19 protein-coding genes are annotated in these 24,652 nt (G+C 72.5%); 4 read left to right on the top strand and 15 right to left on the bottom strand.

What is annotated here, in order from left to right:
• Position 1: 1 nt before the first annotated feature.
• From mraY to QFZ62_RS00560, 8 genes are all read right to left on the bottom strand, one after another.
• A complete protein-coding gene (mraY, locus tag QFZ62_RS00595) occupies positions 2-1,111 on the bottom strand; it encodes a phospho-N-acetylmuramoyl-pentapeptide-transferase (protein WP_307500841.1) in 1,110 nt (369 codons plus the stop codon).
• Positions 1,105-2,514: a UDP-N-acetylmuramoyl-tripeptide--D-alanyl-D-alanine ligase gene (gene murF / locus QFZ62_RS00590; protein ID WP_307500840.1), complete on the bottom strand. Its 1,410-nt coding sequence runs from the start codon at positions 2,512-2,514 to the stop codon at positions 1,105-1,107. Before murF ends, mraY begins: the two co-directional genes overlap by 7 nt.
• A 1-nt stretch (position 2,515) precedes the next feature.
• Positions 2,516-4,060 (bottom strand): Mur ligase family protein, encoded by a 1,545-nt coding sequence (locus QFZ62_RS00585; protein WP_307500839.1) that lies wholly within the window; start codon positions 4,058-4,060, stop codon positions 2,516-2,518.
• A 12-nt stretch (positions 4,061-4,072) separates the two neighbouring features.
• Complete coding sequence (locus QFZ62_RS00580) at positions 4,073-5,854, bottom strand: penicillin-binding protein 2 (protein ID WP_307500838.1); 1,782 nt, start codon at positions 5,852-5,854, stop codon at positions 4,073-4,075.
• A 90-nt stretch (positions 5,855-5,944) separates the two neighbouring features.
• Positions 5,945-6,619, bottom strand: coding sequence for a hypothetical protein (locus QFZ62_RS00575; RefSeq protein WP_307500837.1), 675 nt, complete (start codon positions 6,617-6,619; stop codon positions 5,945-5,947).
• On the bottom strand, positions 6,616-7,572 hold the full coding sequence (gene rsmH, locus QFZ62_RS00570; RefSeq protein WP_307500836.1) for a 16S rRNA (cytosine(1402)-N(4))-methyltransferase RsmH: 957 nt from the start codon (positions 7,570-7,572) through the stop codon (positions 6,616-6,618). The genes QFZ62_RS00575 and rsmH overlap by 4 nt, the downstream gene beginning before the upstream one ends.
• A gap of 103 nt (positions 7,573-7,675) precedes the next feature.
• Complete coding sequence (gene mraZ, locus QFZ62_RS00565; RefSeq protein ID WP_012038555.1) at positions 7,676-8,107, bottom strand: division/cell wall cluster transcriptional repressor MraZ; 432 nt, start codon at positions 8,105-8,107, stop codon at positions 7,676-7,678.
• Positions 8,108-8,446: 339 nt separating this feature from the next.
• The gene (locus QFZ62_RS00560; RefSeq protein WP_307500835.1) at positions 8,447-8,842 is read right to left on the bottom strand and encodes a DUF3040 domain-containing protein; all 396 of its coding nucleotides are present in this window, start codon (positions 8,840-8,842) and stop codon (positions 8,447-8,449) included.
• Positions 8,843-8,919: 77 nt separating this feature from the next.
• Between QFZ62_RS00560 and QFZ62_RS00555 the strand changes: the two genes are divergently transcribed.
• Complete coding sequence (locus QFZ62_RS00555) at positions 8,920-10,041, top strand: polyprenyl synthetase family protein (RefSeq protein WP_307500834.1); 1,122 nt, start codon at positions 8,920-8,922, stop codon at positions 10,039-10,041.
• A gap of 54 nt (positions 10,042-10,095) precedes the next feature.
• Here QFZ62_RS00555 and QFZ62_RS00550 read toward each other — a convergent pair whose 3' ends face one another.
• Positions 10,096-10,446: an Rv2175c family DNA-binding protein gene (locus QFZ62_RS00550; RefSeq protein WP_307500833.1), complete on the bottom strand. Its 351-nt coding sequence runs from the start codon at positions 10,444-10,446 to the stop codon at positions 10,096-10,098.
• 208 nt (positions 10,447-10,654) lie between these two features.
• On the opposite strand from QFZ62_RS00550, the gene QFZ62_RS00545 reads away from it, so the two are divergent.
• The gene (locus QFZ62_RS00545; protein ID WP_307500832.1) at positions 10,655-11,935 is read left to right on the top strand and encodes a LysM peptidoglycan-binding domain-containing protein; all 1,281 of its coding nucleotides are present in this window, start codon (positions 10,655-10,657) and stop codon (positions 11,933-11,935) included.
• 82 nt (positions 11,936-12,017) lie between these two features.
• Positions 12,018-13,967, top strand: coding sequence for a Stk1 family PASTA domain-containing Ser/Thr kinase (gene pknB, locus QFZ62_RS00540; protein ID WP_307500831.1), 1,950 nt, complete (start codon positions 12,018-12,020; stop codon positions 13,965-13,967).
• Positions 13,968-14,047: 80 nt separating this feature from the next.
• On the opposite strand, the gene QFZ62_RS00535 is transcribed toward pknB, so the two are convergent.
• The 3 genes from QFZ62_RS00535 to QFZ62_RS00525 all read right to left on the bottom strand — a co-directional run bounded on the left by QFZ62_RS00535 (position 14,048) and on the right by QFZ62_RS00525 (position 17,220).
• A complete protein-coding gene (locus QFZ62_RS00535; protein ID WP_307500830.1) occupies positions 14,048-15,418 on the bottom strand; it encodes a class II 3-deoxy-7-phosphoheptulonate synthase in 1,371 nt (456 codons plus the stop codon).
• A 59-nt stretch (positions 15,419-15,477) separates the two neighbouring features.
• A complete protein-coding gene (locus QFZ62_RS00530; RefSeq protein ID WP_307500829.1) occupies positions 15,478-16,167 on the bottom strand; it encodes a 1-acyl-sn-glycerol-3-phosphate acyltransferase in 690 nt (229 codons plus the stop codon).
• Positions 16,168-16,254: 87 nt separating this feature from the next.
• Positions 16,255-17,220: an ROK family glucokinase gene (locus QFZ62_RS00525; RefSeq protein ID WP_307500828.1), complete on the bottom strand. Its 966-nt coding sequence runs from the start codon at positions 17,218-17,220 to the stop codon at positions 16,255-16,257.
• Between the two features lie 131 nt (positions 17,221-17,351).
• On the opposite strand from QFZ62_RS00525, the gene QFZ62_RS00520 reads away from it, so the two are divergent.
• Positions 17,352-19,178: a long-chain fatty acid--CoA ligase gene (locus QFZ62_RS00520; RefSeq protein ID WP_307500827.1), complete on the top strand. Its 1,827-nt coding sequence runs from the start codon at positions 17,352-17,354 to the stop codon at positions 19,176-19,178.
• A 51-nt stretch (positions 19,179-19,229) separates the two neighbouring features.
• On the opposite strand, the gene QFZ62_RS00515 is transcribed toward QFZ62_RS00520, so the two are convergent.
• The 3 genes from QFZ62_RS00515 to QFZ62_RS00505 are packed head-to-tail and all read right to left on the bottom strand — an operon-like array spanning position 19,230 to position 24,647.
• The gene (locus QFZ62_RS00515; RefSeq protein ID WP_307500826.1) at positions 19,230-19,721 is read right to left on the bottom strand and encodes a peptide deformylase; all 492 of its coding nucleotides are present in this window, start codon (positions 19,719-19,721) and stop codon (positions 19,230-19,232) included.
• 34 nt (positions 19,722-19,755) lie between these two features.
• Complete coding sequence (locus QFZ62_RS00510) at positions 19,756-21,234, bottom strand: mycothione reductase (protein WP_307500825.1); 1,479 nt, start codon at positions 21,232-21,234, stop codon at positions 19,756-19,758.
• Positions 21,235-21,239: 5 nt separating this feature from the next.
• On the bottom strand, positions 21,240-24,647 hold the full coding sequence (locus QFZ62_RS00505) for a pyruvate carboxylase (protein WP_307500824.1): 3,408 nt from the start codon (positions 24,645-24,647) through the stop codon (positions 21,240-21,242).
• Between the last annotated feature and the right edge of the window lie 5 nt (positions 24,648-24,652).

The raw sequence follows: 24,652 nt of genomic DNA, 5'->3' as shown, positions 1-24,652 counted from the left end.
TCTACTGCGTGATCCATTCCAGGTAGAAGGTGCCGACGCCGGCCGCGACCAGCAGGCCGGCGATGATCCAGAAGCGCACGACGACCGTGACCTCCGCCCACCCCTTCAGCTCGAAGTGGTGATGCAGCGGGCTCATGAGGAAGATGCGCTTGCCATGGGTGAGCTTGAAGTAGATGCGCTGCAGGATCACCGAGCCCGCGACGATCACGAACAGGCCGCCGATGAAGACGAGCAGCAGCTCGGTGCGGCTGAGGATCGCGAGGGCCGCGAGGGCGCCGCCGAGGCCGAGGGAGCCGGTGTCGCCCATGAAGATCTGCGCGGGCGAGGTGTTCCACCAGAGGAAGCCGATGAGGGCGCCGACGATGGAGGCCGCGATGATCGCGAGGTCGAGCGGGCTCGCCACCTCGTAGCAGCGGTACTCGTTCTGGTAGCTGGAGACGCTGTCGCACGACTGGTTGAACTGCCAGAAGCCGATGATGACGTAGGAGCCGATCGAGAAGATGGAGGCGCCCGCGGCCAATCCGTCGAGGCCGTCGGCCACGTTGACGCCGTTCGAGGTGCTCGCGACGATGAGGCAGATCCACACGATGAACAGCGCCGTGCCGATGACCGCGCCGAGAGCCATGAAGTCGAGCGGCAGGTCGCGGAACAGGCTGATGGCGGTGGACGCGGGCGTGAGGCCCGACACGGGGTCGCGCAGCGTGATGGCGAGCACCGCGAAGACGGCCGCGACGAGCACCTGGCCGGCGATCTTCTGCCAGCCGCCGAGCCCGAGGGACTGCTGCTTGCGGGTCTTGAGGTAGTCGTCGAGGAACCCGACGAAGCCGAGGCCCACCATCATGAACACCACGAGCAGGCCCGACGGGGTCACGGGGTCGAACCCGACCCCGTCCCACGTGAGCAGGTGCCCCACGAAGTAGCCGATGACGCTCGCCAGGATGATGACGATGCCGCCCATCGTGGCCGTGCCGCGCTTGGTGTGGTGCGTCTGCGGGCCGTCGTCGCGGATGAACTGGCCCCACTGCAGGCGGTGGAACAGCTTGATGAAGAGCGGTGTGAGGAAGAGCGTGAAGGCGAGCGAGAAGGCGCCCGCGAAGAGGAGGGCTACCACGCGTACTTCTCCCCCAGCTCGTCGCCGAGGAAGCGGAGCCCCGCGGAGTTCGAGGACTTCACCAGCACGAGGTCGCCGTCGCGGAGGATCCGGTCGAGCACCTCGCGGGCCTCGGCGGCGTCCTCGGCGAAGATCGACTCGCCGTCCCAGGAGCCCTGCGCGATGGCCTCGAGGTGCAGGCGGCGCGCGGGCCGGCCCACCACGATGAGCTGGCCGATGTTGAGGCGCACCGCGAGGAGGCCCACGCGGTCGTGCTCCTCCTCGGAGAACTCGCCGAGCTCGCTCATCTCGCCGAGGACCGCGACCGTGCGCTGGTCGGGTCCCTTGATCTGCGCGAGGGTGCGCAGCGCCGCCGCCATGGAGTCGGGGCTCGCGTTGTAGGCGTCGTTGATGACCGTGACGCCGTTCCCGCCGAGCACCTCCATCCGCCACCGCTCGGCGCGCTGCACGGTCTGCAGGGCGGAGACGATCGCGTCGCCGTCGACGCCGAGCGCCCAGGCGCCGGCCGCCGCGGCCAGCGCGTTGGTGACGTGGTGCTCGCCGAGCACGCGGAAGGACACGGGACGCTCGGACCCGTCGGGCAGGTGCAGCGTGAAGGTCGTGCCCGCGGCGGACGCGACGATGTCGGTCGCGCGGACCGCGGCGCGCGCGTCCCGGCCGAACCACAGCACGGGCGCCTGGGTCTTGTCGCTCATGGAGGCGACCCGCGGATCGTCGGCGTTGAGGACGGCCGTGTCCTCGGGCAGGAGGTCCTGGACCATCTCGGTCTTGGTCGCGAGCGTCCGCTCGATGCCGCCGAACCCGCCCGCGTGGGCGAGGCCCACCGTGAGCACGATGCCGACGTCGGGCTTCGCCATGCGCACCAGGCGCGTGATCTCGCCGAGCCCGCTCGCGCCCATCTCCGCCACGAGGAAGCGCGTCGTGCGCGTGACCTTGAGCATCGTCAGGGGCGCGCCGACCTCGTTGTTGAAGGACGCGACGGGCGACACGGTCTCGCCCTGGGTGGAGAGGATCGCGTGCAGCAGGTTCTTGGTGGTCGTCTTGCCGTTGGATCCGGTCACCGCGACCATCCGCAGGTCGCCGATCGCGCGCACGCGGGCGACGACCTCGTGGGCCAGCCGGCCGAGCGCGTCGACCACGTCGGGCACGAGCACCTGGGGCACGGCCAGGTCGAGCTCGCGCTCGACGAGGAGGAGCGCGGCGCCCGCCTCGACGGCCTGGGGCGCGAAGAGGTGGCCGTCGGTCTCCTCGCCGGGCTTGGCGACGAAGATCCCGCCGTGCGCGATGAGCCGGCTGTCGGTGTCGACCGCGCCGTCGACGACGGTCTGCGCCGAGGCGTCGCCCCGGAGCAGGAGGCGGCCGTCGACCGCCTCGGCGATCTCGGCGAGGGTGAGGGCGATCATGTCAGCTCCAGCCTGCGTCGCGGAGGGCCGCGCGCGCGTCGTCACGGGCGGAGAACGGGATCTTGCGCCCGGCCACCTCGTGGTAGTCCTCGTGCCCGGGTCCGGCGACGAGGATGGTGTCCCCCTCGCCGACCAGCGACACCGCCGTGCGGATCGCGGTCGCGGGGTCGGGCACCTCGTGGATCTCGCGGTCGGGCACCGCGGCCCGCGCCCCCGCGATGAGCGACGCGCGGATCGATGCCGGGTCCTCGTAGCGCGGGTGGTAGTCGGTGATGACCACGACGTCGGCGAGCCGGGCGGAGATCGCGCCCATCTCGGCGCGCTTCGTGGTGTCGCGGTCGCCGTCGGCCCCGAACACCATCACCAGCCGGCCCGGCGTGAACGGCCGCAGGGCCCGCAGCGTCTGCTCGAAGGCGTCGGGCGTGTGGCCGTAGTCGACGAAGAAGAGGGGGCCCCGGTCGCCGGAGACGCGCTCGGCGCGGCCCGGGATGTAGGCCCGGATGCCGCCGTCGCGGTCGAGCACGTGCGCCACGGCGTCGAGGTCGTAGCCGGACTCGACGAGCATCACGATGGCGAGGCCGGCGTTCGCGGCCATGAACCAGCCGGGCACGGGCACGCGGGAGACGAGCACGCGGTTGTCGGGCCCCTCGAGGCGGAAGCCCGTGGAGTCGGGGGTCTGCTCGAGCACCGTGACGGTCCAGTCGGCCTCGACGCCGGGCTTCGTGGAGATGGTGGTGATCGGGATCCGGGAGCCGTCGACGATCCGCTGCCCCCACTCCGTGTCGAGCGACACGACGCCGCGGCGGGCGCGGTCGGGGTCGAAGAACGCGGCCTTCGCCTCGAAGTACTCCTCGAAGTCGGCGTAGTCGTCGAGGTGGTCGTGGCTCAGGTTGATGAAGGCGGCCACGTCGAACACGAGGCCGTCGACGCGGTGGCGGGACAGCGCCTGCGCGGAGACCTCGATCGTGACGGCGCGGACCTCGGCCTCGCGCATGCGCGCCAGGAGCGCGTGCAGCTCGCTCGCCTCCGGGGTGGTGAGGCGGCTCGTGATGCTCTCCTCGCCGATGCGCCGCTCGGCCGTGGAGGTGAGGCCGGTGACGACGCCGAGCTGGCGGAGCAGCCCGTCGAGCAGGTAGACGACGCTGGTCTTGCCGTTGGTGCCCGTGACGCCGTAGAGGGTGGCCGGGTCCTCCGCCGAGCGGTGGACCCACGCGGCGATGTCGCCGAGGGCGGCCCGCGGGTCGGGGGTGAGGATCACGGGGAGGCCGGACGCCTGCGCGTCGGCGAGGCCGTCGGGGTCGGTGAGCACCGCGACGGCGCCGCTGGCGGCCGCGTCGGTCGCGAAGCGCGCGCCGTGGGCGCGTGCTCCGCGGAGGCCGACGTAGAGGTCGCCGGGCTGGACGTCCCCGGACGAGAGCGTGACGCCCGTGACCTCGACGTCGTCCACGTCGCCGACGACGTCGAGCGCGAAGTCGCGCACGAGGCCGGACAGCGACCGTGCGACGGGATGCTCGGGGCGGAGGGCGGGAGTGGCAGGGGAGGTCATCGCCCTCATCTCTCAGTAGGTCGTCGGGAGGTTCGGGGACGGCACGCTGGAGGGCGGGACCCGGTAGGTCTTCAGGACCTGGGACATGATCTTCTGGAAGACCGGCGCCGCAGCCGCCGAGGACTTCATGGTATCCGGATTGGCCAGGCTGATCGACACGACGTACTGGGGGTCCTCGGCCGGCGCGAGCCCCGCGATCGACACCAGGTAGTTCTTCCCGTACTTGCCGTCGGCCTCCGCCACCTGCGCCGTGCCGGACTTCGCGGCGACGCGGTAGCCGGGGATCGTGAGGTCCTTTGCGAGGTGCCCGGAGGTGACGACCGTCTCGAGCATGTTCACGGTGGACTCGGCGGCCTCCGGCGAGACGACCTGCGTGCCCTCGGTGGAGGGCTGGTCCGTCACGGTGCCATCGGCCTGCTTGCAGCCCGCGACGAGCGACAGCGGGAGCTTCACGCCGTGGTTGCCGATGGTCTGGTAGATGCTCGCGACCTGCAGCGCCGTGGTCGTGAGGCCCTGGCCGAACATGGTCGCGTAGTTGGTCTGCGGGTCCCAGTCCTGCCACGGGCGGATGAGGCCGCTGCTCTCGCCGGGGAAGTCGATGGCCGTCTTCTCGCCGACGCCGAAGGCCTTCAGGTAGTCGTAGCGGTCGGCGGCCGGGAGGCGCTCGCCGAGCGCCGAGATGCCCGTGTTGGAGGAGTCCATGAGGACGCCCGCGAGGGTGAAGCGCAGGTCGGGGTGGACGTAGCTGTCGCTGAGCCTCACGTCGGGCCGCGTGAACGTGTACGGCGCGACCACGCGGGTGGACGCGTCGGCCTTGCCGGAGTCGACGAGGGCGGCGGCCGTCACGGCCTTGAGGGTGGATCCCGGCTCGAAGGGCGAGCCGAACGCCCGGCTCCCCCGGTCCTCCGGCTTCGTCGCCGTGACGTCGTTCGGGTCGACGGACGGGTACTCGGCGACCGCGATGACCTTGCCCGTCTTCACCTCGACGATGGTCGCGTGGCCGTAGTCCGCGCCCACCTTCACGGCCTGCTCCGCCACGGCGGTCTGCGCGAAGTACTCGAGGTCCGTGTCGATGTTCGTCATCACGTCGCTGCCGTCCACGGCCCGCTTCTGCGTCACGGTGCTGCCCGCGATGGCGACGCCGTCGGCACCGCGCTCGTACGTCTGCGCGCCGTCCTCGGCGGACAGGCACGAGTCGTACTCCTGCTCGAGCCCGGCCTTGACGGTGCCGTCGCCGGCGATGTAGCCGAGGATGCTGCCGGCGATCTGCCCGTTCGGGTACGTGCGGCTCGAGACCGCCTGGAAGTAGATCCACGGGATCTCGAGGTCCCGGATGGCGAGGTACGCCTCCACGTCGACGCCCTTGGTGACGTAGGCGAACAGCGAGTCCGGGTCCTTGGCGAGGGCGCCGTCGATCAGCCCGTCGATCTCCTCGGGCCTCTGCCCGGTGATCGCGCCCAGCTGCGCCTCCGCCTCGGCGAGCGTGACGTCCTGCTTGGCGGGCTTGCCGTCGTCGCCCGTGACGGTGCGCGTGAAGTCACCGGCCTTCGAGGGGTCCATCGTCACGTCGTAGCGGAGGACGCTGTCGGCGAGGACCTTGCCCTGCGCGTCGTAGATGCTGCCCCGGACGCCCGGGAGCGTCTGCGAGATCGCCCGCTTGCCGAGCGCGGCCTCGTTGAGCTCCGTGGCCTGCACGACCTGGATGTCGATGAGCTTCACGACGAAGACCCCGATGACGGCGAGGATCGCGATGAGCGAGAAGGCGATGCGCCGTCGGTTCGAGATCGTGCTCACTCGGGTTTTCCTCTCGGTGCCTGCGGGGCGGTGCGATGCTCGGTCGGCGCGGGGTCGTGCGGCGTCCGCGGCCCCTCAGCGGGGCGCGCGTCAGCGGGTCGTGGGGGTGGGGATCGCCGTGGCCGACGCTAGCCCGGAGGCCGCGCCGGAGGCGGGAGGCGCGCTCACGCTCCCGGCCGTCACTCCGCCCACCGCCTCGGCGGATCCGGGGATGGCCGAGCCCGGGTCGACGGCGGCGCCGCCGTCCTGCGCGGTGGCCGCCTGGACCGCGGCGGCGCGCTTCGCCGGGTCGCTCTCGATCGTCAGCGGGACGCCCGAGAGGAGCGAGTTGCCGATGAGCGTGTCCGCGGTGAGCGGCGTGGTCGCGCCGTCCTCCGCCTGCGGCGTGCCCTGGATCGTGCCGTCGAGCGACAGGAAGGAGGGCGACGCGCTCGCGACCATGCCGAGCGCCTGCGCGTTCCGCGCGAGGTTCTGCGGGGACGACAGCCGGTCGACGTCCTCGGTCAGCGACTGGTGCGTCCGGTCGAGCTCCTTCTGCTGCTGCTGGAGGGACTGGATGGCGTACGCGCCGTCCGACAGCCCGATGGAGAGCAGGAGCTGCGCGAGCAGGACGACGAAGAGCCCGCCGACGACGATGAGCGCGTAGACGGTGCGGGGCCGCGCGCGTCGCTGTCCGCGGGTGGCGACGACCTCGATGTGGCGCGGTGCGGGCTCGGCGGACGGCCGGATCCGGGGACGCGCGGTCGCGCGTGCTGCATCGGTCATGCGTGTCGCCTCCTGGCTCGTTCGGCGGCGCGCAGCCGTACGGATGCGGCGCGGGGGTTCTGGGCGATCTCGTCCTGGTCCGCGAGCTCGGCGCCGCGGACGAGGAGCTTCAGCTCGGGCCGGTGCTCGGGGAGCTCCACGGGGAGCCCGACCGGGGCCGTGCTGGTGGAGCGGGCACGCAGCTCGCGCTTGACGATCCGGTCCTCGAGGGACTGGTACGACTCGACGACGACGCGTCCGCCGACGGCGAGGCGGTCGATGGCCGCGGGCATGGCCCGGGCCAGCACGCTGAGCTCCTGGTTGACCTCGATCCGCAGCGCCTGGAACACGCGCTTGGCCGGGTGCCCGGCCCTCTGCACCGCGGCCGGGGTCGCCTGCTGGATGATCTCGACCAGCCGCGCGGACGTGGTAATCGGCTCCAGCTCGCGCGCCTGCACGATGCGGCTGGCGTAGCGCGGGGCGAGCTTCTCCTCGCCGTAGTCGTAGAAGATCCGCCGCAGCTCGAGCTCGTCGTACTCCGCGACGACCTGGGCCGCGGTCAGCCCGGCGGTGCCGTCCATGCGCATGTCGAGCGGCGCGTCCTGCGAGTAGGAGAAGCCGCGCTCCACGCGGTCCAGCTGGAGCGAGGAGACGCCGAGGTCGAAGAAGACGCCCTGGACCTCGCCGATGCCCAGCCCGTCGAGCGCGCGGCCGATGCCGTCGTAGACCGTGTGCACGAGGTGGACGCGGTCGCCGAAGCGGGCGAGCCGCTCCCCCGCGATGGCGAGGGCGTCGGGGTCGCGGTCGAGCCCCACGAGGCGGAGCCCGGGGATCGCGTCGAGGAACGCCTCGGAGTGGCCGGCCATGCCGAGGGTGGCGTCGACCAGCACGGCGCCCTCGCCCTGGAGGGCGGGGGCGAGCAGCTCGAGGCACCGCGCGAGGAGGACGGGGGTGTGGATGTCGTCGAGGGCCATGGCATCCCGCTGCCCTGTCCGCGGCTCCTGATCCCCATCCGTCCCGACCTGCCACCGGGGAAGTGCGGCAGGGCGTCGGACGGCTGGGAGTCAGGGGCCGGGGTCAGAACAGGCCGGGGATCACCTCCTCCGCGGTGTCGGCGAACGCGCTCTCGTTGGCGGTGAGGTACTCGTCCCACGTGCCGGCGTCCCAGATCTCGACGCGGCTGCCCGCGCCGATGACCGCGAGCTCGCGGTCGAGTCCGGCGTAGGTGCGGAGGGCCTGCGGGATGGTGATGCGGTGCTGCTTGTCCGGCGTCTCGGCGTTCGCCCCGGACAGGAAGACGCGCATGTAGTCGCGCGCCTGCTTGCTCGCGAGCGGCGCCTGGCGCATGCGGTCGTGCAGCTCCTCGAACTCGCGCGTGGTGAACACGTAGATGCAGCGGTCCTGGCCGCGGGTCATGACGACGCCGCCCTCGAGCTCGTCGCGGAACTTGGCGGGGAGGATGAGCCGCCCCTTGTCGTCGAGGCGGGGCGAGTGGGTACCGAGGAACACACCGACACCCCCTGTCTCTCCGGCCGTGGTTCAGGACTTGCTCCACTTTACTCCACACCCCTCCACCGACCGCCAGAGCGCCGGGGTGAATTCGCGGGGTGCGGGCTCCGATCGCCGTGGATCCGGGGGCGGTGCGGCGGGGAGGGATGTGGAGGGATGTCTCGCTCCCGGCGCGCCGCGGGCACGCGGAAGCGCCCTCCGGGGGGTCGGAGGACCGCGCGGAGGGCGCTGGGGAGGGACCGGGAGGGGTGTGGGAGACGCGAGAAGGGGCCGACCCCGGTACGGGATCGGCCCCTTCGGGTCGAGTGGAGGGCGGTGGAGGACCGCCTCAGCGGGTGGTCAGTCCCGACCGCCCTGGCGCTTCTCCCAGCGCTCGTTGATCCGGTCCATGAAGGACGACGAGGAGGCCGGTCGCGCGCCGCCTCCGCGGCCGGGAGCACGCGGGGCGTTCGTCGGCGACGCGTCCTCGACGGTGCCGCGCGGGCTGAAGATGAGCAGCGCGCCCACGATCATGATCGCGAAGCCCAGGATGCCGATGATGGCCAGCTTGGTGATGACGCCGGCGGCGAGGGCGGCGATGCCCAGCACGATGACCAGCACCCCGACGACGACCATCGTGTAGTTGGGTCTGCTGCGGCGACCGCTGACGGTCGCCACGAAGTCCGCGTCGTTGTGATAGAGACTGCGCTCCATCTCCTCCAGCAGGCGCTGCTCTTGCTCGGAAAGCGGCATCATGTTCCCCTCAGGCTCGGGACGACGCGTTGGTGTTCACCCGTGAATTCTAGCTCCCTGCCCCTGGCTAGGCTAGGCGGGTGCCCGAAAGCGACCGCCTCGTCAGCCACGTCCAGACCCGCCTCGACGACTTCCTGACGGCGCAGGCGGCGGGACTCCGGGAGATCAGCCCGGATCTTGTGCGCATCCACGAGTTCTCCTCGGATCTGCTGAGAGGCGGCAAGAGGTTCCGCGCGCAGTTCTGCTACTGGGGCTGGCGGTCGGTCATCGACCTCGAGCCCTCCCCCGCGGGACGCCCGGAGGGCGCGGAGCGACCCGGCTACCGGGCCGTCGTCGGGGTCGCCGCGGGCCTCGAGGTCTTCCACGCGGCCGCGCTCGTGCACGACGACATCATCGACCGCTCCGACACCCGTCGCGGTCGGCCCGCCGCCCACCGGCGCCTCGAGACCCTCCACGCGTCGAGCGGCTGGGGCGGGTCGTCGGCCGCGTTCGGCGAGGCCGGCGCCATCCTCCTGGGCGACCTGCTCCTCGGCTGGAGCGACGAGCTCCTCATCGACTCGCTGCTGGCGCTCGCGGACGGCTCCGCCGCGCGGGCCGCCCGCGCCGAGCTCGCCACCATGCGCACGCAGGTGACGGTCGGCCAGTACCTCGACGTGCTCGAGGAGGTGGCGTGGCCGACCGTCCCCGAGGACGAGACCCTCGCCCGCGCCCACAACGTGATCGTCTACAAGTCCGCGAAGTACAGCATCGAGGCGCCGCTCGTCGTGGGCGCCAGCCTCGCGGGGGCCACGCCGGAGCAGGTCGCCGCGCTGCGCGCCGTCGGCCTCCCGCTCGGGATCGCGTTCCAGCTGCGCGACGACGTGCTCGGCGTCTTCGGCGACAGCGACGTGACGGGCAAGCCCAGCGGGGACGACCTCCGCGAGGGCAAGCGCACGGTCCTCATCGCGCTCGCGCGGCGGCGGCTGCCGGACGGCGTGCGGCGCACCGTGGACGCGCTGCTCGGGGACCCCGACCTCGACGACGAGCAGATCCGCGCGCTCCAGTCCATCCTGCGGGAGAGCGGTGCGCTGGACGAGGTGGAGGGGATGATCGCGCGCCACGTGCGGGAGTCGCTCGCCGCCCTGCGGGAGGCGCCCATCGGCGCCCGCGCGCGCAACCAGCTCGAGCTGCTCGTCGACAGCGTCACGCGCCGCGTCACCTGACCGGACCCGGGACCGTCGCGGATCGCGCACGTCGGCGGACGCCGGTGGAGCGGGTCAGGCCGTCGCCTGCGCCACCCGTCGCACCTCGGCCTTGCGTCCGGCCAGGAGCGCGTCGACGGGAGCGGCGCTGAGGCTCGGCTCCTCCGTCAGCAGCCAGTCCATGGCCTCCTCGTCGGTGAACCCGTTGTCGCCGAGGACCATGATCGTGCCGCGGAGCTCCGACAGCGGCTCGCCGTCGCGCAGGAACACGGCCGGGACCTTCAGCACGCCGTCGAGGCGGACGGCCAGCAGGCGCCGGTCCTCGATGAGCCGTCGGACGCGGCTCACGGTGAGACCCAGGAGGTCGACGAGATCGGGGACGGTCAACCACTCACGGTCGGAATAGGGCTCGTTCACGTCTCTCATGCTGGCACGTCCCGGGCCGCGGGCGGGACAGGGACCGTCGTGGCGCCGCGCAGGGGGTGAGGGGTGGATGCAGCTGCCCATCCGCCGAACAGGCGTGTCGCTGTTCACTCCAGCCACATCCGTCACTTATGTGCGCTCTGCTTCCCCTGCGTGTTAACGTGGAACTCCTGCATCAGGGAATCGAGCACGACGGCCGGAGTAGACCAACATGCCCATGACCGAACCCACCCCTCCTCGCGACCCCAGCCGGTCCGCGGACTCCTCGACCGGACGCTCGGCAGCCCGCCGCTCCAAGGCGCTCCTCGCCACCATGCCGATCGTGCTGGTCGGCTCGCTCGCCGTCAGCCTCGGGATGGCGACGCCCGCCGAGGCCGCTCCCGTCAAGCGCGTGCCGAAGGCCAAGTCCGGTCCCACGCAGACGAAGATCCCGCGCGTCGCCGCGCCCGCCGTCGCCCCGGCCGCCGCGCCCATGGTCGCCGCACCCGCCACGTACGTCGTCGAGCAGGGGGACACCGTCTCCGGCATCGCCGGCCGCTTCGGCATCTCCACCGCGTCGGTGCTCGCGCAGAACGGCCTCGGCTGGAAGACCACCATCTTCCCCGGCCAGACCCTCACCCTCGGCGGCTCCGGCGCTTCCTCCTCCACCCCGGCGCCCGCGACGGCGCCCCGCGGGTCCGGGGCGAGCTACACGGTCGTCGCCGGCGACACCGTGTCGGGCATCGCGGGCAAGCACGGCGTCTCGACGTCCGCCGTCCTCCAGGCCAACGGGTTGCAGGCCACGAGCACGATCTTCCCGGGCAACCGGCTCACGATCCCCGGCGCGTCGGCTCCCGCCGCACCCTCCGCTCCCGCGGCGCCGGCCAGCGCATCGCCCGCCGCGACCGCGGGGCTGTCCGGCACCTACACGATCGAGACCGGCGACACGCTGCACAGCATCGCCCAGGAGTCCGGCGTCACGGTGCAGGACCTCCTGAACGCCAACGGCCTCAACTGGTCGAGCATCATCTACGCCGGCAGCAAGCTCACCATCCCGCACGCCTCCGCCGCGGTCGTGCAGGTCGCGTCGCTCCACGGGACGACGATCCTGACCGACGAGATGCGCCGCAACGCGCGCGCCATCGTGCAGGTCGGACGGGACGCCGGCGTCAGCGACTACGGCCTCGTCATCGCGCTCGCGACGGCAGCCCAGGAGTCCACCCTCCGCAACCTCGACTGGGGCGACCGCGACTCCATCGGCCTGTTCCAGCAGCGTCCGAGCCAGGGCTGGGGCCAGCCCGCCCAGCTGAACGACCCCGTCTTCGCGTCCCGCGCGTTCTTCGGCGGACCCGTCAACCCGAACCCGGGAGCGACGCGCGGTCTGCTGGACATCGCCGGCTGGAAGTCCATGACCGTCACGCAGGCGGCGCAGGCCGTGCAGTACTCGGCCTACCCGGACGCGTACGCCAAGTGGGAGGCCTCGGCCTGGGCCTGGCTCGACGAGATCGGCTGACGCCGATCGGCGTGCGCACCCGCGCGGCGGCGCACCGGTGTGCCGGGGAGGCCGGGACACCGTCGATCCCTAGAATCATCCAGTGACCTCCAGCCCGACCGACCCGATGATCGGCCGTCTCCTCGACGGCCGGTACCAGGTCAGGTCCCGCATCGCGCGCGGCGGCATGGCGACGGTCTACGTCGCCACCGACCTGCGCCTGGAGCGCCGCGTGGCCGTCAAGGTCATGCACGGCCACCTCGCGGACGACAGCGCCTTCCGCGACCGCTTCATCCAGGAGGCGCGGTCCGCTGCGCGCCTCGCGCACCCCAACGTCGTGAACGTCTTCGACCAGGGCCAGGACTCGGACATGGCGTACCTCGTCATGGAGTACCTGCCCGGCATGACGCTCCGCGAGCTGCTCCAGGAGTACGAGCGGCTGACGCCCGAGCAGACCCTCGACATCCTCGAGGCCGTGCTGTCGGGGCTGGCCGCCGCGCACAAGGCCGGGATCGTGCACCGCGACCTCAAGCCCGAGAACGTGCTGCTCGCGGACGACGGGCGCATCAAGATCGGCGACTTCGGCCTCGCGCGCGCCGTCAGCGCGAACACCGCGACCGGCCAGGCGCTCCTCGGCACGATCGCGTACCTCTCCCCCGAGCTCGTCACGCGGGGCATCGCGGACACCCGCAGCGACATCTACGCCGTCGGCATCATGATGTACGAGATGCTCGCCGGGGAGCAGCCCTTCAAGGGCGAGCAGCCCATGCAGATCGCGTACCAGCACGCCAACGACCAGGTGCCGACGCCCAGCATCGCCAACGCGTCCGTGCCCGTCGAGCTCGACGAGCTGGTGCTGTGGGCGACCGCGCGGGATCCCGAGCAGCGCCCCCGCGACGCCCGGGCCCTCCTGGACGAGCTCTACGCCGTCCAGAACCGGCTCGACGCGCGGTCCGGCGACCCCGCCCCGCTCCAGCGCACCGTGGTGTTCCCGAGCGCCCCGGCGCTGCCGCCCGTCACGACGGGCGAGACGCAGGTGGTCGGCGGTCCGCCCGTCATGCTGCGGCAGGAGACGGAGCGCTCCGAGCCGGAGTCCGTCGCCGCGCTGGTCTCGGCGGGACAGCGCCGTCGCGCGCGCGGCTGGGTGCTCGCCCTCCTCATCGTCATGCTCGCCGCCCTCGCGGGCGGCACCGGCTGGTACTACGGCCAGGGACCCGGAGCGCGCGTGCCGGTCCCGACCGTCGCGGAGATGGCGGTCGACGACGCCGCGGGCACGCTGCAGGGCCAGGGCTTCGTGGTCGCGCGCGCCGAGGAGCCGAGCGTGGACGTCGCGGTGGGGCACGTGACCCGCAGCGATCCGGCGTCGGGCACGCCCGTCGACCAGGGATCCACCGTGACCGTCTACGCCTCCACCGGCCCGCAGCTCCTCGACGTGCCCGACGTGGTCGGCAGCGCGGAGGGCGACGCCCGGACCCGGCTGCAGGACGTGCCCTTCGTGGTGCAGGAGTCGACCATCCGCCAGTACGGCGACGCGGAGGAGGGCACGGTCGTGCAGGTCCTCGACGCCGCCGGCGCGCCCATCGGCGCCCAGTACCCCGAGCAGCAGCCGGTGACCCTGGTGGTCGCGGCCGGCCCGATCCCGGACGTCAACGGGCGCTCGGTCGACCAGGCCGTCGCGACGCTCGCCCAGGCGGGCCTCGTCGGCGAGGCCGGCAAGCAGAGCTTCAGCGACGACGTGGAGAAGGGCGAGGTCATCTCGGTCTACCCCGTGAACCAGGACCCGGTCCGCTCCGGGCTCGACGGCGCGCCGGGCAGCACGGTGGGGCTCGAGGTGTCGAAGGGCCCCGACCTCGTCGCCGTCCCGGCGGTCGTCGGGCTCACGCGCGACGAGGCGAAGGCAGCGCTCGACGCGGCCGGGTTCAAGTACGCGTACTCGGCGTTCTGGGACGCGCTGCCCAACAGCATCACGCGGGTCGCCTCGGCGAGCCCCGAGGCGCAGGCGCTCGCGCGGCGCGGTTCGACGATCAACCTCGGCATCACGGCCTCCGGCTGATCCCCGCTCCCTTCCCCGGCGCGGACACGACGACGCCCCGCCGCCTCGAGGGCGACGGGGCGTCATGCGCCGGATGCGGCTCAGCCGCGCGCGGCCGCCAGCTCCTCCGCGACGAGGAACGCGAGCTCGAGGCTCTGCATGTGGTTGAGCCGCGGGTCGCACAGCGACTCGTAGCGCGTCGCGAGGGTGGCCTCGTCGATGTGCTCGGAGCCGCCGAGGCACTCCGTGACGTCGTCGCCGGTGAGCTCGATGTGGATGCCGCCCGGGTGCGTGCCCGCCGCCCGGTGGGCCTGGAAGAAGCCCTGGACCTCGTCGACCACATCGTCGAAGCGACGGGTCTTGTAGCCGGTCGGCGTGGTCAGGCCGTTGCCGTGCATCGGGTCGGTGACCCACAGCGGGTTCGCGTCCGACGCCTTGACGGCCTCGAGCAGGGGCGGGAGGGCATCCCGGATCCTCCCGGCGCCCATGCGCGTGATGAAGGTGAGGCGGCCGGGCTCGCGATCCGGGTCGAGCTTCTCGATGAGCTCGTGGACCGTCTCGGGCGTGGTGCTCGGGCCGAGCTTGACGCCCAGCGGGTTGCGGACGCGCGACAGGAAGTCGACGTGCGCCCCGTCGAGGTCGCGCGTGCGCTCCCCGATCCAGATGAAGTGCGCCGACGTGTTGTACGGCGTGCCGGTGCGCGAGTCGATGCGGGTCATGGGCCGCTCGTAGTCCATGAGCAGCCCCTCGTGGCCGGTGTAGAACTCGACGCGCTTGAGGTCGTCGAAGTCGGCGCCCGCGGCCTCCATGAACTTGATGGCGCGGTCGATGTCGCGGGCGAGCTGCTCGTAGCGCTGGTTGGCGGGGTTCGCGGCGAATCCCTTGTTCCAGCTGTGCACCTCGCGCAGGTCGGCGAACCCGCCCTGCGTGAAGGCGCGGATGAGGTTCAGCGTGGAGGCGGCCGTGTGGTACCCCTTCACGAGCCGCGCGGGATCCGCCGCCCGGGACTCCGGGGTGAAGTCGTAGCCGTTGACGATGTCGCCGCGGTAGGCGGGCAGCGTCAGGTCGCCGCGCGTCTCCGAGTCGCTCGACCGGGGCTTCGCGAACTGGCCGGCCATGCGGCCCATCTTCACGACGGGCATCGCGGCGCCGTAGGTGAGGACGACGGCCATCTGCAGCACGGTCTTCACGCGGTTGCGGATCTGGTCGGCGGTCGCGCCGGCGAAGGTCTCGGCGCAGTCGCCGCCCTGGAGGAGGAACGCGCGGCCGTCGGCGGCGGCGGCCAGGCGGCTGCGCAGCTGGTCGACCTCGCCCGCGAACACGAGCGGCGGCAGGAGCGCGATCTCGGCGCTGGCGGCGTGCACCGCGGCGGCGTCCGGCCAGGCGGGCTGCTGCTTGACCTCGAGCGTGCGCCAGTGGTCGAGTCCGGCGAGGACGTCGGGGTGGGCGGGGACGAGGTGCTCAGAGGCCACGGTGGGATCCCGGTTCGTGTCGTGCGCGTGGTGCGCGGTGGAGGCGGTGCGGGAGACGGTCAGCGGGCCGCGCTCGCGCGCTTCTCCTTGACCGAGGTCGCATAGACGTCGACGTACTCCTGGCCGCTCAGCCTCGAGAGCTCGTACATGATCTCGTCGGTGATGGAGCGGAGGATGAACCGATCTCCCTCGAGGCCGGCGAACCTACTGAAATCTAGCGGCTCGCCGATGACCACACCAATCCGGCGGACCTTGGGGATGCGCGTGCCGATGGGCATGACCTTCTCGGTGTCGATCATCGCGATCGGGACGACCGGGACCTCCCCCTCGAGGATCATGCGGGCGACGCCCGTGCGGCCGCGGTACATCTTGCCGTCGGGGCTGCGGGTGCCCTCGGGGTAGATGCCGAGCATCCGGCCCTCGGCCAGGACGCGGAGCCCCGTGTTGAGCGACGCCTCGGAGGCCTTGCCGCCGGACCGGTCGATGGGGAGCATGCCCGTGGCGGTGAAGAACATCTTCGTGGCCCAGCCCTTGAGGCCGGTGCCCGTGAAGTAGTCGCTCTTCGCGAGGAAGACGAGGTTGCGGTCGACCAGGAGCGGCAGGAACACGGAGTCGATGAACGACAGGTGGTTGCTCGCGAGGATGACGCCGCCCTTCGCGGGGATGTTCTCGAGGCCGGTGACCCAGGGGCGGAAGGTGCTGCGGAGGACGGGTCCCGCGACCAGGTTCTTCATGAACCAGTAGAACATCGGATGGCCACCTTCCGGGCGGGGTCGGATCCAGCATAGCCAGCGGCGACGCCCGCGCCCGGCAGGCGGGGACCGGGCCGCCCGGCGTCAGGCTCCGTGACGGAGGGCGGCGGCGTGCAGGCGGGCGAGGTCGGCCGCGCCCACGACGCCGGCGTCGTTCACGAGCTCGGCGATGCGGAACTCCGGCTCCGGGTGGTAGCCGCGGGCCGGGAGGTGCGCGAGGTAGGCATCGCGGATCGGGTCGAGCAGGAGGTCGCCTGCCTGGGCGACGCCGCCGCCGATGACGAACATCTGCGGGTCGAGGATCGCGCCGATGCTGGCGGCCGCCTCCCCGAGCCAGCCGCCGAGGCGACGGAGGGCGAGGAGGGCGCCGGGGTCGCCGGCCTGGATCAGGTCGCTCACGTCGTGGCCGGTGAGCGTGCCCACCTCCTGGCGGCGCGCGGCGAGGCCCGCACCGTGCGTGCCGCCGAGGTCCGCGAGCTCGTCGGCGGTGCGGAGGAGCGCGCGGCCGGAACCGTACTGCTCGATGCAGCCGCGGGCGCCGCAGCCGCACGGCAGTCCGTCGGGCACGACGCGCATGTGGCCGAGCTCCGCGCCCGCGCCGAACCCGCCGCGGAAGAGGCGGTCGTCGGCGACGATCGCGCCGCCCACGCCGGTGCCGATGGTGAGGGTGACCATGTCGCTGACCAGACGGCCCGCGCCGTAGCGGAACTCGGCCCAGCCGGCGGCGTTCGCGTCGTTCTCGATGACGATGGGCAGGTCGATCCGGCCGCGCAGCTTCTCGCGCACCGGCTCGTTGCGCCAGTTGATGTTCGGGGCGTAGTAGACGGTGGACTGCGCGGCGTCGATGAAGCCGGCCGCCGCGACGCCCACGGCCACGGCGTCGGGGTGCTGGGCGCGCAGGCGCTCGACCATGCCGACGACGGCCTCGACGATGGCGTCCGGGCTGCTCGCCTCGGTCGGGACCCGGTCCTCCGCCGCGATGACGCCGAGCTCGTCGACCACGGCTCCCGCGATCTTCGTCCCGCCGATGTCTATCCCGATTGCATGCACTCCGCGGGCCCTTCCGTTCGTCTCGCCAGTCGATCCTAGTGACGCGCCGGACGCCCCCGACCGGGGACGAGCGCGGGGGCGCCGGCCGCCGTTAAGCTGACCCCACCATTTCCGGTACCGAAGGAGCTGCCGTGGAACAGCACACCATGCCCGCCGCCGTCGAGGCGAGACCCGAGGACAACGTCACCGACGTCCTCGTCCACCGCGTGAGGACGAGCCCCGACGCTCCGCTGTTCGCGCTGCCGGACGGGTCCGGCGGGTGGACCGACGTCTCGGCGTCCGAGTTCCACCGCCAGGTCGTCGCCCTCGCGAAGGGCTTCGTCGCCGCCGGCATCGAGCCGGGCGAGCGCATCGGCATGATGTGCCGCACGCGCTACGAGTGGACGCTCGTCGACTTCGCGGTCTTCTTCGCCGGCGGCGTCCTCGTGCCCGTCTACGAGACGTCCTCCCCCGGCCAGGTGCACTGGAACATGCAGGACTCCGGCAGCGTCGCCGTGGTCCTCGAGTCCGCCGAGCACTTCTCCCGCTTCGACGAGGTGCACCCGGAGCTGCCCGCGGTGCGGCACGTGTGGCAGATCGACCTCGGCGACCTCGACAAGCTCGCGCGGCAGGGCGTCGACGTGCCGGACGAGGAGATCGAGCGCCGACGCAACATCGCCGTGGGCTCCGACATGGCGACCCTGATCTACACGTCGGGCACCACGGGACGGCCCAAGGGCTGCGTGCTCACCCACGCGAACTTCGTCGAGCTCGCGCGGAACGCCGAGGTCGCGATGAGCGAGGTCGTGCAGGTCGGCGCGTCCACGCTGCTGTTCATCACGACGGCGCACGTGTTCGCGCGCTTCATCTCGATCCTCAACGTGCAGGCGGGCGTGAAGACCGGCCACCAGGCCGACACCACGCAGCTCCTCCCCGCGCTCGCGTCGTTCAAGCCGACGTTCCTGCTCGCCGTCCCGCGCGTGTTCGAGAAGGTCTACAACTCCTCGGAGCAGAAGGCGGAGGGCGCCGGCCGGGGCAAGGTGTTCCGGAAGGCCGCCGAGGTCGCGTACGCGCACTCGGTCGCGGTCGACGCGGGGAAGGTGCCGCTGGCGCTCGCGCTGCAGTTCACGCTGTTCGACGCGCTCGTCTACTCGAAGATCCGGCAGGCGATGGGCGGTCGCGTGCGCTACGCGGTGAGCGGGTCCGCGCCCCTCGGCCTCCGGCTCGGCCACTTCTACCGCTCGCTCGGGCTCACCATCCTCGAGGGCTACGGGCTCACGGAGACGACGGCACCCGTGAGCGTGAACCTCGTCGCCGGCTTCCGGATCGGCACCGTGGGGCCCGCGCTCCCCGGCGTCTCCACGCGGATCACCGACGAGGGCGAGATCGAGGTCAAGGGCGTCAACGTCTTCGACGGCTACTGGCAGGACGAGGAGGCGACCGCGGCCGTCTTCGACGACGGCTGGTTCCGCACGGGCGACCTCGGCAGCTACGACGCGGACGGCTACCTCACGATCACGGGACGCAAGAAGGAGATCATCGTCACGGCGGGCGGCAAGAACGTGGCGCCCGCCGCGCTCGAGGACCCGATCCGCGCCAACCCGCTCGTCGGGCAGGTCGTGGTCGCGGGCGACCGGCGGCCGTTCATCTCGGCGCTCATCACGCTGGACCCCGAGATGCTCAAGGTCTGGCTCGGCAACAACGGCCAGGACCCGTCGCTGACGCTCGAGCAGGCGTCGCAGAACCCCGCGGTGCTCGCCGAGGTGCAGCGCGCGGTCGACGCGGCCAACGCGACGGTCTCGCGCGCCGAGTCGATCCGGAAGTTCGTGGTGCTCCCGGTGGAGCTCACCGAGGCGGCCGGGCACCTCACGCCGAAGCTCAGCATCAAGCGCCAGGTGGTGCTCGACGCGTTCGCCGACGTCATCACCCGGATCTACGAGGCGGCGCCGAACACCGAGGGCCACTCGCTGGTGCATTGACGCCCGGTCGCCGGTCCCGTGCACGTGCGCGGGACCGGAACCGGGACCGGATCAGAACCAGTCGGACTCGCGCACCTGCTTCATCGCCTCGCGGCGGCGCTGCTTGTCGAGCCGGTCGAGGTACACGAGGCCGTCGAGGTGGTCCACCTCGTGCTGGAACGCCTGCGCGAGCACGCCCGTGCCCTCGAGGCGGACCGCGTTCCCGTCCAGGTCGATGCCGCTGATCACGGCCTCGGGGTGGCGCATCGTGGGGAACCACAGGCCGGGCACCGAGAGGCAGCCCTCGTCGACGAGCACGGCCTCGCCGCGGAGCTCCTCGATGACCGGGTTGAGGATGTAGCCGAACGCCGGCCCCACGTCGTAGCTGAACGCCCGGAGGTTCACGCCGATCTGCGCCGCCGCCACCCCGGCCCGGCCGTCGGGCCGCACGCTGTCGAGGAGGTCCTCGACCAGGGCGCGCACGCCCTCGTCGATCTCGCGGATCTCCGAGGAGACGGTCTTCAGCACCGGATCGCCGAACAGGCGGATCTGTCGTTCAGTCATTCTCTGCTTCCGTGGGTCCTCAGCGGGCGGCGGGTCAGGGTCGACCGGCCCCCGCGGGCGCATCGCCCGGACCATTCTCCCGTGCCCAGTCGGCCACCGCGGACTCGGCGGAGAGCAGGGCGTTCTCGACGACCTCCGTCACGGCCGGGTGCGGCCAGTACTGCGCGCGGGCGAGCCCCGTGACCCGGTGGCCGAGGCTCGCGGCCGTGAGGAGGGGCTGGATGAGCGCGGCCGAGTCGGAGCCGATGATGTGCGCGCCGAGGATCGTGCCGCCGTCGCGCGGATCCACCACCAGCTTGCAGAACGACGTCGTGTCCTCGAGCGCCCAGCCCCAGGCGGTGGACGAGTACGGCTGCTCGACCGTGACGACCGGGCCGGCCGCCCGCGCCTCCGCCTCCGTGAGGCCGAACGAGCCGATCTGCGGACGCGAGAACACGGCCTGCGGGACGGGCCCGGGCGCGCCGCCGACGAGGTCGTCGGGGTGCAGCAGGTTGTGCTGCACGACGCGGGCCTGGTGGTTCGCGACGTGCTTGAGCTGGTGCTCCGAGCTGATGTCGCCGAGCGCGAAGACGCCGGGCACCGGCTCCCCGCCCGCGAGCACGCGCTGCTCGGCGTCCACGACGATGCGGCCGTCCTCGTGCAGGTCGTAGCCGGCGTTGGCGACGGCGAGCGTGTCGGTGTTGGGGATCCGGCCGAGCGCGACCAGGACCGCCTCCGTCTCGACCAGGTGGCCGGATGCGAGGCGCGAGCGCAGCACGTCGCCGTCGCGCTCGATCTCCTCCACCTCGCAGTCGGTGATGAGGTCCCACTGGGTGCGCGCGAGCGTCGTGAAGCGGGTGGACACGTCCTCGTCGAGGTGGGCGAGGAGGTGCGGGGAGCGGGCCACCTGCGTGACGTGCACGCCCAGGTGGCTGAAGACGTGGGCGAACTCGGCCGCCACGTAGCCGCCGCCCACGATGAGGAGCGAGGCCGGGAGCTCGGCGATGCGCATGATCGAGTCGGAGTCGTGGATCGCCGGGTCCGGCGTGTACGCCGCCGGGAGCGGGCGCGGCCGGGACCCCGCCGCGAGCACGATCCGGTCCGCGGTGATCCGCTGCCCGCTGGCCGTCACGAGCACGCCGGGCGCCTCGAAGCCGACGCTCTCGCGCAGGAGCGTGACGTTCTCCGCGCCGCTCTCGCGCCACTCGCGTCCCCCCTCGCTGATGGCGTCGATGCGGCCGAAGACGCGCGCGCTGATCGCGGGCCAGTCGACGGCCTCGACCGAGGCGCGGATCCCGAGGGCGGCGCCCTCGCGCGTCCCCGCGGCGACGTCGGCCACGTGCACGAGCATCTTGGTGGGGATGCAGCCCGCGTTGAGGCAGGTGCCGCCGAAGTGCGCGCCGTCGTCCACGAGCAGGACCCGCTGGTCGGCGAAGCGCTCGTCGACGATGGAGTTGCCGGATCCGCCGCCCACGACCACGAGGTCGTAGCGCTCGTCGGGCGTCTCGTCGGGCGTCGGGTGCGTGCTGGTCATCGGGCTCACTTCTCGTTCTCGACGACCACGAGCAGGTCGCCCGCGTCGACCTGCTGGGTGGTGGGGACGGCCAGCCGCGCGACGCGGCCGGCGACCGGCGACGTGATGGCCGCCTCCATCTTCATGGCCTCGATCGACGCGACGGCCTGGCCGGCGGCGACCACGTCGCCCTCCCGCACCTTGAGCGTCACCACGCCGGAGAACGGCGCGGACACGTGCCCGGGCCGGGAGGCGTCGCCCTTCTCGGCGGCGACGGTCGTGACGGCGATGCCCCGGTCGCGCACGAACACGGGCCGGAGCTGGCCGTTCATGACCACCATGACGGTGCGCATGCCCGACGCGTCGGCGTCGCCCACGGCCTCCAGGCCGATGATGACCTCGACGCCCCGGCCGATCCGCACGACGTGCTCCTGGCCCTGGCGGAGCCCGTGCAGGTAGTCCTCGGTGTCGAGCACGGAGAGGTCGCCGAAGAGCTCGCGGATGGTCTCGTACTGCTCGGTGGGCTGCGGGAACAGGAGGCGGTTGAGGGTGCGCCGGCGCTCGGCGCCCGGCACCTCGAGCACCCGGCGGTCGTCGACGGAGAGGGGCGTCACGCCGATGCGCACGTCGCGGCCCTGGAGGACGCGGGTGCGGAAGGGCTCGGGCCAGCCGCCCGGGAGGTCGCCCAGCTCGCCGGCCATGAAGCCGATCACGGAGTCGGGGATGTCGTAGTCCTGCGGGTTCTCGGCGAAGTCCCGCGGGTCGGCCTTCGCGGCCGCGAGCTGGAGGGCCAGGTCGCCGACCACCTTGGACGACGGCGTGACCTTGGGGATGCGGCCGAGGATCCGGTCGGCCGCCTGGTACATGTCCTCGATCAGCTCGAAGTCGTCGGCGAGTCCCAGCGCGGTGGCCTGCTGCCGGAGGTTCGACAGCTGGCCGCCCGGGATCTCGTGCCGGTAGACGCGGCCGGTGGGACCCGGCAATCCGGACTCGAAGGGACGGTAGAGGCGGCGCACGGCCTCCCAGTACGGCTCGAGGTCGCTGACCGCGTCGAGCGAGAGCCCGGTGTCGCGTTCGGTGTCCGCGAGGGCCGCGACGAGCGCGGAGGCGGAGGGCTGGCTCGTGGTGCCCGACATCGGCGCGCTCGCGGCGTCGACCGCGTCGGCGCCCGCGCGGCTGGCGGCGAGGAGGGTCGCGAGCTGCCCGCCCGCGGTGTCGTGCGTGTGCACGTGCACCGGCAGGTCGAACTCGCGGCGGAGCGCGGTCACGAGCCGCTCGGCGGCGGCCGGCCGGAGGAGACCGGCCATGTCCTTGATCGCGAGGATGTGCGCCCCGGCGGCGACGCTCCGCTCGGCGAGGGCGAGGTAGTAGTCGAGCGTGTAGAGGTCCTCGGCCGGGTCGAGCAGGTTGCCGGTGTAGCAGAGCGCGACCTCGGCCACCGTGGTGCCCGTGGCGAGGACCGAGTCGATGGCCGGGCGCATGCGCTCCACGTCGTTGAGCGCGTCGAAGATGCGGAAGACGTCGACGCCCGTGGCGGCCGCCTCCTGCACGAACGCGTCGGTGACCTCGGTCGGGTACGGCGTGTAGCCGACCGTGTTGGCGCCGCGGAGGAGCATCTGGATGGCGATGTTCGGCAGCGCGTCGCGGAGCGACGCGAGCCGCTCCCACGGGTCCTCGCCGAGGAAGCGCAGCGCGACGTCGTACGTCGCGCCGCCCCACGCCTCGACCGAGAGGAGCTCGGGCGTCGTGCGCGCCACGTGCGGCGCGACGGCCACGAGGTCGCGCGTGCGGACCCGGGTGGCGAGCAGCGACTGGTGCGCGTCCCGGAACGTGGTCTCGGTGACCGCGAGGGCGGTCTGCGCGCGCAGGGCCTCCGCGAAGCCGCGGGGGCCGAGCTCGAGCAGGCGCTGGCGGGATCCGGCGGGCGCCGCCTGCCGGAGGTCGACGTCGGGCAGCTTGTCCGCGGGCCGGACGAGGGCGGTGCGCGGCCCGTTCGGCTGGTTGACCGTGACGTCGGCCAGCCAGTTGAGGATCCTCGTGCCGCGGTCCTTGGAGACGTTGCTGCGGACGAGGCCCGGCCGCTCGTCGATGAAGGACGTGCTGAGGTCGCCCGCCTGGAACTGCGGGTCGTCGAGCACGGCCTGGAGGAACGGGATGTTGGTGGAGACGCCGCGGATCCGGAACTCGGCGAGGGCGCGCTTGGCGCGCGTGACGGCCGAGGGGAAGTCGCGCCCGCGGCAGGTGAGCTTCGCGAGCATCGAGTCGAAGTGCGGGCTGATCTGCGCCCCGGTGGCGACCGTGCCGCCGTCGATGCGGATCCCGCCGCCGCCCGGCGAGCGGTAGGTCGTGATCTTGCCGGTGTCCGGCCGGAAGCCCTGCGCGGGATCCTCGGTCGTGATGCGGCACTGGAGCGCCGCGCCGTGCAGCACGACGTCCTCCTGGTGCAGGCCGAGGTCGGCGAGGGTCTCCCCTGCCGCGATGCGCATCTGCGACTGCACGAGGTCGACGTCGGTGACCTCCTCGGTCACCGTGTGCTCCACCTGGATGCGCGGGTTCATCTCGATGAAGACGTGCTGGCCCGCGCGGGGGCCGTCCGTGTCGAGCAGGAACTCCACCGTCCCGGCGTTCACGTAGCCGATGCTGCGGGCGAAGGCGACGGCGTGCGCGTGCATCGCGTCCCGGACGGCCGGGTCGAGGTTCGGCGCCGGGGCGATCTCCACCACCTTCTGGTGGCGCCGCTGCACCGAGCAGTCCCGCTCGAAGAGGTGGACGGTCTCGCCGGCGGCGTCCGCGAGGATCTGCACCTCGATGTGCCGGGGCCGGAGCACGGCCTGCTCGAGGAACATGGTCGCGTCGCCGAAGGCGCTGTCGGCCTCGCGCATGGCGGCCCGCAGCGCGTCCTCGAGGTCCTCCGCGCGCTCGACGCGGCGCATCCCGCGACCGCCGCCGCCCGCGACGGCCTTGGCGAAGATGGGGAAGCCGATCCCCTCGGCCTGGGCGAGGAGCAGGTCGACGTCGGTCGACGGCGGCGTGGACGCGAGCACGGGCACGCCGGCCGAGGTCGCGTGCTCCTTGGCGGTGACCTTGTTGCCCGCCATCTCGAGCACGTCGGCATCGGGTCCGATGAAGACGATGCCGTTCGCCGCGGCCGCGCGCGCGAGGCCCGGGTTCTCCGAGAGGAAGCCGTAGCCCGGGTAGATGGCGTCGGCGCCGCACTCGAGCGCCACGCGGATGATCTCGTCGACGTCGAGGTACGCCCGGACCGGGTGGCCCTCCTCGCCGATCAGGTACGCCTCGTCAGCCTTCAGCCGGTGCAGCGAGTGCCGGTCCTCGTGCGGGTAGACGGCCACCGTGCGGGCGCCCAGCTCGACGGCGGCGCGGAAGGCCCGGATCGCGATCTCCCCGCGATTGGCGACGAGGATCTTCTCGAACATGGCGG

Source organism: Clavibacter sp. B3I6 (genome assembly GCF_030816895.1).
Classification (GTDB): domain Bacteria; phylum Actinomycetota; class Actinomycetes; order Actinomycetales; family Microbacteriaceae; genus Clavibacter.
Note: the sequence above shows the minus strand (reverse complement) of the source record. Positions and strands in the feature narration are given on the sequence as shown.

Coding starts and splice junctions, on each gene's coding strand:
- QFZ62_RS00585 (WP_307500839.1), bottom strand. CDS start 4,060: ATGACCTCCCCTGCCACTCCCGCCCTCCGCCCCGAGCATCCCGTCGCA.
- QFZ62_RS00560 (WP_307500835.1), bottom strand. CDS start 8,842: ATGATGCCGCTTTCCGAGCAAGAGCAGCGCCTGCTGGAGGAGATGGAG.
- QFZ62_RS00515 (WP_307500826.1), bottom strand. CDS start 19,721: ATGACTGAACGACAGATCCGCCTGTTCGGCGATCCGGTGCTGAAGACC.
- QFZ62_RS00545 (WP_307500832.1), top strand. CDS start 10,655: ATGCCCATGACCGAACCCACCCCTCCTCGCGACCCCAGCCGGTCCGCG.
- QFZ62_RS00510 (WP_307500825.1), bottom strand. CDS start 21,234: ATGACCAGCACGCACCCGACGCCCGACGAGACGCCCGACGAGCGCTAC.
- rsmH (WP_307500836.1), bottom strand. CDS start 7,572: ATGGCCCTCGACGACATCCACACCCCCGTCCTCCTCGCGCGGTGCCTC.
- QFZ62_RS00550 (WP_307500833.1), bottom strand. CDS start 10,446: ATGAGAGACGTGAACGAGCCCTATTCCGACCGTGAGTGGTTGACCGTC.
- murF (WP_307500840.1), bottom strand. CDS start 2,514: ATGATCGCCCTCACCCTCGCCGAGATCGCCGAGGCGGTCGACGGCCGC.
- QFZ62_RS00530 (WP_307500829.1), bottom strand. CDS start 16,167: ATGTTCTACTGGTTCATGAAGAACCTGGTCGCGGGACCCGTCCTCCGC.
- QFZ62_RS00575 (WP_307500837.1), bottom strand. CDS start 6,619: ATGACCGATGCAGCACGCGCGACCGCGCGTCCCCGGATCCGGCCGTCC.
- QFZ62_RS00505 (WP_307500824.1), bottom strand. CDS start 24,647: ATGTTCGAGAAGATCCTCGTCGCCAATCGCGGGGAGATCGCGATCCGG.